This is a genomic window from Okeania sp. SIO2B9 (assembly GCF_010672505.1).
Classification (GTDB): Bacteria; Cyanobacteriota; Cyanobacteriia; order Cyanobacteriales; family Microcoleaceae; genus Okeania; species Okeania hirsuta.
Window position 1 is genome coordinate 1 of record NZ_JAAHGK010001202.1, and the last position, 2,347, is coordinate 2,347.

Here is a 2,347-nt window from a genome sequence, read left to right on the forward strand (position 1 = left end):
GGAAGGCAATAATGCTTGGAATTATTGCTCTGTCTAGCTTAGAGTGATTTTTTCCCTTTATTTAGCGACAACTCTAATCAATACAATTACGGTTGAAGGACTGCCGATAAATAATAATAATTAATAATTAACAATTACCTCTCCTTCAAAGAAGGACATTGACTAATATCATTTCTCATCCATAAAAAATGCGATATTTAGTAACTATTCCATCACCCCATCTCCATCAATACTTCTGCTCAATTACTTAGCTTTGAACCATCTTACTTATACCTAAAATCAGCAACGCTTATTTTTCTATTCTGAAATCTCAAATAATGCCCCTTGTTTCAACCATTCCTGCCTTTGATGTTCAGAAATACCTATATTTTGAGCAAATATTGTCTTCTCTAAAATTGCATCTTTTAAATCTGTCCGTTTTAAATTAGCTCCATATAAATTGGCCCCACTTAAATTAACTCCACTGAGGTCAGCATTTTGTAAAGAAGCATTACTTAAATCTACATTGACTAATTTAGCACTGGGCAGATAAGCACTACTCAAGTCAGCACCACTGAGGTTAGCATTGCTTAAATCGGCACGAGGTAATTTTGTCCGCAAATCTGCATCTTTGAGATAAGCTTCTACAAGTTTAGCATCTCGTAAATTAGCATTACAGAGATTAGCTTTACTTAAATTGGCACCATTAAGATTAGCTCCACTTAAGTCCGCAAGGGTTAAGTTAGCGCCACTGAGATTGGTCTTTTGTAAATTTGCCCCAACAAAATTAGCATATTGGAGGTCTATCCTACTTAGATCGCTACCTGCAAAATCTGCCGTAAAATTTAGAGCTACAGTTTGAGCAATTTCTGTAAAGTTATTGCCCAGTTGCTTTGATAATAATTCTTTGGCGATCGCTATCTGTTGTTGCCTACATTCTTCTGCCTTTCCATCATCCTTCATTGATTGGTATACTAACCGGAGATTAAACAAAGCATCCCCTTGGCTAATATAATTATCTATTTTTTTCGCAAAAGCTAACTGCTGTTGATAACATTCTTTGGCCTGGGCAAATTCTCCCAAACCATGATAAGCTATCCCTAAACTGGAGTAGGCTTGTTCGCAACCAAATTCGTCTTGCATTTCTTGAGCGATCGTCAAACGTTTTTGTTGATATGCAACTGCTTGTGAATAATTTTCTAGAGCATAATAAGCATTTCCTAAATTACCTAAGGCTTTTCCTTCTCCTTCTCGGTCTTGAATTTCTCTGGCAATATTTAAGTGTTGTTGATAATATTCTATGGCTAAGTGATAATCTAATAATGTGTTATAAGCAACACCTATATTTCCTAAAGCTGCAGCTTGTTTACGGCGGTCGGAAATTTCTTGGTAGATAGCTAATGCCTCTTGCCAAGATTCCAAAGCTGCTTCAAATTTATGATTTTGATATTGATATATCCCTTGTTTGAGCAGTTTGTCTCCTATTTCAGTCATATTTTTACAGTTTTTTTTACAGTTCCTTAAAAATACTATATTACCCTAGTTTAATGTCTTTTTTAATTCTACAATATAGCACGCTAAATAGTTGACTATACTAAGTGTCTAAACAAAATTAATTACATACTTTGTACCAAAATAATCAAGCAGTTTTTTGAGATAATTAAGTAAATTTTGCCTGCTCTGAGGCACATCAAATTCAATCCATTGATATTTAATAAATTTCCAGATAATCTCAGTTAAGTTTGGCTGAGGCGAGTCAGTAGGTAACCCAAAAATCTGGAAATTTATTGACCGAAAAATTATGGTCAATAGCCTCCCTTTTTAAGGAAAAAACAGTCCTTAGTGGAGCTTCCCGTAGGGCGGGATGGCTCCAAAACCTGTGACATATAAAATCGACCAAGATAAAGAGAGTATTCCAGATTTTAAGCCTCCTTATTGCAAGAGGTACTGATAACTGATAACTGTTAACTGATAACTGAAATTACTCCCATTTCTCTTGCTTTTTCATGAAATTATTACTTTTTTTGAATTGAGGTTTTATCCATAATGATTACTGTAGGTTTAGACAAATTGTAACTATAGTCATTTCAGTTTAGATTGAGACAAGGGTTTATTGCAGCAGAAGGGTTTCAGCCGAAAAAGTGTTTCATTATTATTTGAAATGACTATAAATTTATCTCCAAACTCTATGACTATTTGACTGTCGAACGTGCCTCGATTAATTTCATAATATAATTCATTTTTACTATTCATTAACTCTAAAACATTAATTCTTTTACTTTGACAACTTTTAGCAGTTATTGTTATATGAAATACTCAAATTTTTGCTACAAATACCCACGGCTGTTTCAAGGATTCATAAGTCAGA

General features: G+C 34.0%; 1 protein-coding gene. It reads right to left on the minus strand.

The genetic code is table 11. The annotated features are described in order from the left end of the window. Positions 1–297: 297 nt before the first annotated feature. On the minus strand, positions 298–1,473 hold the full coding sequence (locus F6K13_RS28925) for a pentapeptide repeat-containing protein (RefSeq protein ID WP_124143092.1): 1,176 nt from the start codon (positions 1,471–1,473) through the stop codon (positions 298–300). Between the last annotated feature and the right edge of the window lie 874 nt (positions 1,474–2,347).

Bases quoted from the DNA above. Each gene is read 5' to 3' on its own strand.
- F6K13_RS28925 (WP_124143092.1), bottom strand. From the start codon at position 1,473: ATGACTGAAATAGGAGACAAACTGCTCAAACAAGGGATATATCAATAT.